The organism is Hoeflea sp., assembly GCF_039975035.1.
Lineage (GTDB): Bacteria > Pseudomonadota > Alphaproteobacteria > Rhizobiales > Rhizobiaceae > Hoeflea.
Genome location: NZ_JBDWHW010000178.1, coordinates 1 through 7,783, shown reverse-complemented (window position 1 = coordinate 7,783; position 7,783 = coordinate 1). Strand labels below are relative to the sequence as shown.

Sequence of the window (7,783 nt, the reverse complement as noted above, 5' to 3'; positions counted from 1 at the left end):
AGCCCGTGAAAGCCGTAGCGGATCAGCCCTTGCCTGGCATAGGTGCGCGGCAGCGCCATTTCGCGCCGGACCAACGGAACGCTTGTGTGGAAAGCAGTGTCAAAGCATGCCACCTGGATGACGTCGGGCAGTGCGGCTAATGCCGCATCGATTCCGGCCAGGTTGTGCGGCTGATGCCCGGGGGCCAGCGGTGCCAGGGCGTCAATGGCCGAGCGGACGGAGGCATCGATGACAACCGGGGCGGTGAACTGCTCACCGCCGTGGACGACACGATGGCCAACCCCGCCAATCACACCGCCACGGGGCAGAATAATCTCGTCAATCAATTTTGGCAGCAGGGCCGCGTGGTCCTGGTTTTCCGTCCCGAAAGCAACGGCTGCCTCATCGGGGAGCACCAATCTGGGCGTTTGGCCATGCCCGATGGCTTCAACCAGTCCGAACATTGTTCGCACCATCCCTGACGTGAACAGGGCAAACTTGATCGAGGATGAGCCGCAGTTCAGGGCCAACAGGCTGTCATAGGCGCCATCGGTCATCTTGCTTGTGTCCTTTCCGGGCGAGAAGTTTCCGCATTGCCGGCACCGAAGATTTGGAAGCCGTCCGTATATCCGTTGTGCCGGATTGGACGCTTTGTGCAACCCAAATCCGAACTGGTCTGGCGGATGTGGCCCAATTGGAATGATGCGAAACCGTGTTGAACCATGATGTCCGGGTCCTATCACCGCCGCGAGACCAAACACCTGAAAGCGTTTCGGTTGAGCGGTTATGCGGAAGCGACTTTGTACACATGGCGTTCAACGCCTGTTGCCAAGGTCGCGCAGGCGTTTTATCATTTGGTCAAAAACAAGACGGGTTCAGTTCACATCATTGTTCAACAGGAGCGTCAGCGATGACCAAAATGACTTCTTCAGGCCGCCTGAATTTCTTTAGCCGGCGTCAGGTGCTTGCCGGTACCGCGGCGGGTGCCGCGGCACTGTCGATGCCCGGATTCCTCGCCAAAGCCCGTGCGGAAGGTCCGCTGAAAGTGGCGGCGATCTACACTGTGCCGGTCGAGCAGCAATGGGTGAGCCGCATTCACAAGGCCGCAAACGCAGCGGTGGCGCGTGGCGACATCGAATATGTTTTTTCCGAAAACACCTCGAACAATGATTATGAGCGTGTCATGCGCGAATATTCGGAAGCTGGCCACGACCTGATCATTGGTGAAGTGTTTGGCGTCGAGGATGCGGCACGGCAGGTGGCTATCGATTACCCGGAAACCGCCTATCTGATGGGGTCAAGCTTCCAGCCCAAGGATGATGCACCGAACTTTGCTGTCTTCGACAACTACATCCAGGATGCTTCCTATCTGTCCGGCATCATCGCCGGGGCGATGTCAAAATCGAAGAACATCGGCATGGTCGGCGGCTTTCCGATCCCTGAAGTGAACCGGCTGATGCATGCCTTCATGGCCGGCGTCAGGGAAACCGCGCCCGACGCCAAATTCCAGGTCGCCTTCATCGGCTCCTGGTTTGATCCGCCGAAAGCCAAGGAAACCGCCTTCGCCCAGATCGATGGCGGCGCCGATATTCTTTATGCAGAGCGGTTTGGCGTGTCCGATGCCGCCAAGGAAAAAGGCGTGCTGGCGATCGGCAACGTGATCGACACCCAGGCCGATTATCCCGACACTGTGGCGGCTTCGGCGCTGTGGCATTTCGAACCGACGCTTGATCATGCGATCGAGATGGTCAAGGCAGGCACGTTCAAGGCCGACAATTACGGCGTCTACTCGTTCATGAAGGAAGGCGGCTGTTCACTGGCACCGCTGGGAACCTTCGAGGGCAAGGTTCCCGAAGACGCCATGAAACTGGTTATGGAGCGTGAAGCGGCGATCAAGGACGGTTCGTTCGAAGTCGCCATCAACGACGAAGAACCCAAGTCCAGCTGATGGGCTCGACCGCGCCCCGGGAGGCGGAGACTGTTCTCCATCTCTCGGGCATCACCAAACGCTTTGGTCCGCTTGTCGCCAATGATGCAATCTCGCTGTCGCTCAGGCGTGGCGAGGTTGTGGCGTTGCTCGGCGAAAACGGCGCGGGCAAGACGACACTGATGAACATCCTCTTTGGCCACTATACCGCCGATGAGGGACAGATCGAAGCGTTTGGCGCGGCCCTGCCACCGGGCGATCCGAACGCGGCACTGGCTGCAGGGATCGGCATGGTGCATCAGCACTTCACCCTTGCCGATCAGATGACAGTGCTCGAAAACATCGTCCTCGGTACGCGCCCGCTCTGGTCATTCAATCTGGGCAAAGCCGCTGCGCGTGCAAAAATCCGTAAACTTGCGTCTGATTACGGGCTGGATGTCGAACCGGACAGGATAATCACGGAACTCTCGGTGGGCGAGCGGCAGCGGGTCGAGATTCTCAAGGCTCTCTACCGCGAGGCCCGGATCCTCATCCTTGATGAGCCCACCGCGGTGCTTACCCCGATGGAGACCGATGCGTTGTTCGCCACGCTCAAAAAGCTCGTCTCCGCGGGCTTGTCGGTGATCTTCATTTCACACAAGCTTGGTGAGGTTCAATCGGTATCTGATCGCGTGGTGGTGCTGCGTGGCGGCAAGCTTGCAGGAGAACGCCGCACGTCGGATGCGACCCGGCGAGAGCTGGCTGAATTGATGGTCGGCGGACAATTGCCGGTCAACGAAATCGGACCGTCGACACCGGGCGCTGTTCTTTTCGAACTCAAGGGCGTGTCGACAGACGTGACCGGAGGTGCTGCGCTCAGGCAGGTCTCGATGCAATTGCGTGGAGGCGAGATAACCGGCCTTGCAGGGATTTCCGGAAATGGCCAGGCAGCGCTGGCAGCGCTGATCGCCGGCACACTGGGCAACCGGGAAGGCGAGATCGTCGTGCATGGCGAGGCAGTCCGCCATTGGTCTCCGCGCGCCGCGCTGGATCGTGGGCTTGGCCGAATTCCCGAGGATCGGCACGCCACCGGGATGATCGGCGACATGAGCGTTTCCGAAAATGTGATTTCGGAAGCCTATCGCAGTCCCCGTTTTTCACGCCTGGGGTTTCTTGACTGGGCAGCAGCAGCGACTTTCGCCGGTGACATCATCAAGGCCTATGATGTCAAATGTCCGTCGCCCGAAGCCCGTGTGCGGTTGCTCTCGGGCGGCAACATGCAAAAACTCATTCTCGGCCGGGCACTCGATGGCGATCCGGATATCATTCTTGCCAGCCAGCCGACCCGCGGCCTTGATGTCGGTGCAGTGGCCTATGTGCATGCACGGTTGATCGAGGCCCGCGACAGAGGGGCGGCGGTGCTGCTGATCTCCGAGGATCTCGATGAAATCCAGACCCTGTCGGACCGGATACTGGTGATCCATCGCGGACGGCTGTCAAAGCCCTCGCTTCGCGGTGAGCTCAGTGTCATGGAACTGGGTGAGTTGATGGCCGGGCACGGGGTTGAGGAAGGGACGGATCATGAGACTTGAACCGAGATCCTCGGCTTCGGCTGCCGCCACCATCTTGTGGCCGGCGGGCGCGATTCTGGCGACGGTGGTCTTTTCATCGGTTCTGGTGATGATTGCCGGGGCGTCGCCGCTCACCGTGTTCTGGCTGGTGTTCAAAGGCGCCGCGGGATCGCAGTTTGCCCTGCTTGAAACCTTGACACGCGCGACACCGCTGATCTTCACCGGACTGGCGGTGGCGGTTGCCTTCAGGGCAAAGCTCTGGAACATCGGCGCGGAAGCACAACTCTATCTCGGCGCGGTGATGACCGTGGTGCTTGGCACCGGTGCGGTGACGATTCCTTCCGCCGGTTTGATCCCGCTGATCATGATTGCCGCCATGCTTACAGGTGCACTGACACTGCTCGGTCCGGCGATTCTGAAGACCCGGTTTGGCGTGGACGAGGTAGTGACCACGCTGCTGTTGAATTTCATCGTCTTGCTGTTTGTTTCGATGCTGCTGGAAGGCCCGCTCAAGGATCCCACCGGATTGGGCTGGCCGCAATCCAAACGGGTGATCGCGGAGGCGCAGTTGCCGCGGCTGATCAAGGGCAAGCGGCTGCATTTCGGCTTTGTCCTGGCCATTGTTTCGGCCATCGTCGTCTGGGTGATCATGAAGAAGACCGTGCTCGGTTACGAGATGCGGGCGGTCGGCCACAATGCCGAAGCCGCGCGGTTCGCGGGTATTCCGGTCAACCGGGTAATCGCCAAGACGGCATTGCTGTCGGGTGGGCTCGCGGCGCTGGCGGGGTTTTCGGAAGTCGCCGGGCTCAAGGGCAATCTGACGCTCGATCTGTCGCCGGGCTACGGTTACACCGGAATTGTCGTGGCCATGCTGGCGATGCTCAACCCGCTTGGCGTGATTGCGGCAGCGATTTTCGTGGCAGCCATTTTTGTTGGGGCCGATGCGATGAGCCGAAGCGCCAATGTGCCGAGCTATATTGCCCAGGTGATGGTGGCGACCTCGCTTTTGACCATGGTCGCCGCCATCATGCTGATGCGCTATCGTTTGCGCTGGAGATGACATGAACGAAGCCTTCGAGATTCTGTTCACCGCCAGCTTCTGGGTCGCCGCGATCCGCATCGCCTCGCCGCTGATCTTTGCCACCATGGGAGAGCTCATCTGCGAGCGCGCCGGGGTGCTCAATCTCGGGATCGAGGGCATCATGGTGGCCGGCGCATTTTCCGGCTGGTTCACGGTCTACATGGGTGGCGACCTGTGGACCGGTGTGCTCGTCGCCGCGCTGACCGGGGCGATGTTCGGGCTGCTGCACGGGTTTCTTACCGTGCCGCTGGGGCTGTCGCAACACGTCACCGGAATCGGCATCACGCTGCTTGCCTCTAGTCTGACCTATTTCACCTATCGCATTCTTCTGCCTGAAGTGACCTCTCCGCCCAAGATCGAGCCGTTCCAGCCTTTCTTAATTCCGGTGCTGTCGGACATTCCTGTGCTTGGCCCGGCATTGTTCAACCAGACGCCGCTTACCTATCTGGCCTATTTCTGTGTGGCGGCAGTTGCTTTCGTGCTGTACCGCACCCCGGTGGGGGTGGCGGTGCGAGCCGTGGGTGAAAACCCGTCCGCGGTCGAGGCGCAGGGCATTTCGGTCACGGCGGTGCGTGTTGGCGCGGTGATGGCGGGCTCGGCGCTAATGGCTGTCGGCGGCGCGTTCCTGACCATGTCGGCGTTCAATTCGTTCTTTTTCGAGATGATCAACGGGCGTGGCTGGATTGCCATCGCGCTGGTTGTGTTCGGCTCCTGGCGGCCGGGCAAGGCGCTGATCGGAGCAATCCTGTTTGCCGCCTTCGACGCCTATCAGGTTCGTCTCCAGCAGATTACCGGCGGCGTCATTCCCTACCAGATCTTCCTGATGATGCCATATGTGCTGTCGATTGCCGCACTGGTCATTGTCGCCCGACGTGCGACCTATCCAAAGGCGCTGATGATCCCCTACCAGAAAGGCGAGAGATGAGTTTCGATACACTGCTCAAGGGCGGAGTGCTGCCGGATGGTACAAGCGCCGATATCGCCATCGCTGATGGACGGATTGTCGCCATCGCTCCGGGGATCGAGGCTGAGGCCGGAGAGACAATCGATGTTTCGGGCAATCTTGTTTCGCCGCCCTTCGTCGACCCGCATTTTCACATGGATGCGACGCTGTCTTATGGCCTGCCACGGATCAACGCGTCGGGCACGCTGCTCGAAGGGATCGGATTGTGGGGGGAGCTCAAGCCTCTGCTGACCCATGAGGCGGTCAAGAGCCGGGCGCTGAGCTATTGCGACTGGGCGGCATCGATGGGCCTTCTGGCCATCCGTACTCACGTCGATGTCTGCGATGACCGGTTGCTGGCCGTGGAGGCCCTGCTCGAGGTGAAGCAGGAAATATCGCACTATATCGACCTGCAACTGGTGGCGTTCCCGCAAGACGGGCTTTATCGCTCGCCGACCGCTCGGGACAACACCATCCGGGCGCTTGATATCGGTGTTGATGTGGTGGGCGGGATTCCGCATTTCGAGCGTACCATGGCGGATGGCCGAGCATCCGTTACCGAACTTTGCGAGATGGCGGCCCAACGCGGCTTGATGGTCGACATGCATTGCGACGAGACGGATGATCCGCTGTCACGGCATATCGAGCAACTGGCTTTCGAAACCCAACGGCTCGGTCTGCAAGGCAGGGTGGCCGGGTCGCATCTGACATCGATGCATTCGATGGACAATTATTATGTTTCCAAGCTTTTGCCATTGATGGCGGAAGCGGAAGTGGCGGCAATCCCCAATCCGCTGATCAACATCACCCTGCAAGGTCGTCACGACACCTACCCCAAACGCCGCGGCATGACGCGAGTGCCGGAGATGCTTGGCTATGGCATCAAGGTCGGTTTCGGTCAGGATTGCGTGCTTGATCCTTGGTATTCGCTCGGTACCGCCGACATGCTCGATGTCGCCTTCATGGGACTGCACGTGGCGCAGATGACCAGCCCGGACGATATGCGCCGTTGCTACGAGATGGTCACCACGCAAAGTGCTGCGATCATGGGGCTTGAGGACTACGGGCTCGAAATCGGCAAGCGGGCCGACCTGGTGGTTCTCGATGCCGGCGATCCGGTCGAGGCGATCCGGCTGCGGGCCCAGCGGCTTCTGGTCATGGCCAGAGGCAAGGTGATCGCCCACCGCGCGCACTCGCCGATGCGGCTCGCCATTCCGGGTCGGGAAGGCGAGATCGACCGGCGCTTCCAGGTGCCGGTACCAGGTTGAGACAAACCGGAACATCCGCCTGCCAACGGGATTAACATTTACGAAAGCGCGCTGGTTTACATTGCACCGCTTAGTTATGCGTAAAAGGTGTATTCTGTATGGCCGCTCTAAAGCGCCGTTTGTTTCATGCGTTCAAGATTTCGCGAAAGCTTGCAGTGCTCTCTGGGGGGTTCCTGCTTGTTCTCGGGGCTTCGGGAACCGCCGCGCTGATGTTCGCGCCGACAAACCTAATTCCAGGCTTCTCGGGAAATGCGGGCGGGCATTGCAAGACACTCTATCAATCCGAATTCACGCGAGACCAGGAAAACCGCCTGATCGCGGTTATCTCCACTGACGACCTTGAACCCCTGGCGCGGGTGCGAACCGGTGTCCGGATCGCCCGTCATCTGGCCGAAACGTTGCATCCGGATCTGGTCATCGTCCAGGTCGCCGATCATCGCGGCCCGACAACGCGTGTGGAACTTCGGGGTCAGGCACTTGGGGCGGAGATTGTGTATGCCCCGTTCCCGGCCAAGACCAAGGCCACGACCAAGCCGTGGGAGGCGCGCTACATCGACGCTTTGCCCACGCAAGCCGGATACTATTTCGGAAGCCGTGTCGACATGCGTCTGACCGAACTCGAAACCGTCAATCACGAGATTGAACTGGTCGAGGGATGTGACGGAGATGTGGTTGACGAAGAGCCGGTGACGGCCTCCGCGGGCGACCTTGCCGCGCCGGCGGCAGGCAGTCACTGACGCCTGTTATTGCCGTAGAACCGAAACGCGCTTGATTGCCGCGCGTTCGACCGAGGCTAACACGCGTCGCGTTCAAACGAATTCAGGTGACGCGCGTCAGTTCTTTGTTTTTGCATGTCGTTGTTGCAAAACCTCTGCACACTATTGCGCGACATGCATTAGGGCCTGTGGACATTCGGGATTCCCATCGGTTCTGATTTCTGATTCAAAGCTTCCAAACGGAGGTTTGAATGAACGAGCAGCGCTTTGTGGTGACGGATGATGTATGGCAGCGACTTGAGCCGCATTTGCGTGGAAA

At 59.8% G+C, this 7,783-nt stretch carries 6 protein-coding genes and 1 pseudogene; 6 read left to right on the top strand and 1 reads right to left on the bottom strand.

Annotated elements, in window-relative coordinates; genetic code table 11:
• Positions 1 to 536 (bottom strand): annotated as a pseudogene (locus ABJN75_RS16030) (hypothetical protein); the annotation flags it as partial.
• A 362-nt stretch (positions 537 to 898) separates the two neighbouring features.
• Here ABJN75_RS16030 and ABJN75_RS16025 point away from each other — a divergent pair.
• The 6 genes from ABJN75_RS16025 (at position 899) to ABJN75_RS16000 (ending at position 7,485) form a co-directional block, all read left to right on the top strand.
• Complete coding sequence (locus tag ABJN75_RS16025; protein WP_348440579.1) at positions 899 to 1,927, top strand: BMP family protein; 1,029 nt, start codon at positions 899 to 901, stop codon at positions 1,925 to 1,927.
• A complete protein-coding gene (locus tag ABJN75_RS16020) occupies positions 1,927 to 3,477 on the top strand; it encodes an ABC transporter ATP-binding protein (RefSeq protein WP_348440578.1) in 1,551 nt (516 codons plus the stop codon). Before ABJN75_RS16025 ends, ABJN75_RS16020 begins: the two co-directional genes overlap by 1 nt.
• Positions 3,467 to 4,516 carry an ABC transporter permease gene (locus ABJN75_RS16015; protein ID WP_348440577.1) on the top strand — a complete coding sequence of 350 codons (1,050 nt, stop codon included), beginning with the start codon at positions 3,467 to 3,469 and terminating at the stop codon, positions 4,514 to 4,516. Before ABJN75_RS16020 ends, ABJN75_RS16015 begins: the two co-directional genes overlap by 11 nt.
• A 1-nt stretch (position 4,517) precedes the next feature.
• On the top strand, positions 4,518 to 5,462 hold the full coding sequence (locus tag ABJN75_RS16010; RefSeq protein WP_348440576.1) for an ABC transporter permease: 945 nt from the start codon (positions 4,518 to 4,520) through the stop codon (positions 5,460 to 5,462).
• Entirely contained in the window at positions 5,459 to 6,748 is a 1,290-nt protein-coding gene (locus ABJN75_RS16005) for an amidohydrolase family protein (protein WP_348440575.1), read from the top strand. The genes ABJN75_RS16010 and ABJN75_RS16005 overlap by 4 nt, the downstream gene beginning before the upstream one ends.
• 98 nt (positions 6,749 to 6,846) lie before the next feature.
• A complete protein-coding gene (locus tag ABJN75_RS16000; RefSeq protein ID WP_348440574.1) occupies positions 6,847 to 7,485 on the top strand; it encodes a hypothetical protein in 639 nt (212 codons plus the stop codon).
• Positions 7,486 to 7,783 lie beyond the last annotated feature (298 nt).

Excerpts from the sequence above, each read along its gene's own strand:
- ABJN75_RS16015 (WP_348440577.1), top strand. The coding sequence starts at position 3,467 with ATGAGACTTGAACCGAGATCCTCGGCTTCGGCTGCCGCCACCATCTTG.
- ABJN75_RS16025 (WP_348440579.1), top strand. The coding sequence starts at position 899 with ATGACTTCTTCAGGCCGCCTGAATTTCTTTAGCCGGCGTCAGGTGCTT.
- ABJN75_RS16020 (WP_348440578.1), top strand. The coding sequence starts at position 1,927 with ATGGGCTCGACCGCGCCCCGGGAGGCGGAGACTGTTCTCCATCTCTCG.
- ABJN75_RS16005 (WP_348440575.1), top strand. The coding sequence starts at position 5,459 with ATGAGTTTCGATACACTGCTCAAGGGCGGAGTGCTGCCGGATGGTACA.
- ABJN75_RS16010 (WP_348440576.1), top strand. The coding sequence starts at position 4,518 with ATGAACGAAGCCTTCGAGATTCTGTTCACCGCCAGCTTCTGGGTCGCC.
- ABJN75_RS16000 (WP_348440574.1), top strand. The coding sequence starts at position 6,847 with ATGGCCGCTCTAAAGCGCCGTTTGTTTCATGCGTTCAAGATTTCGCGA.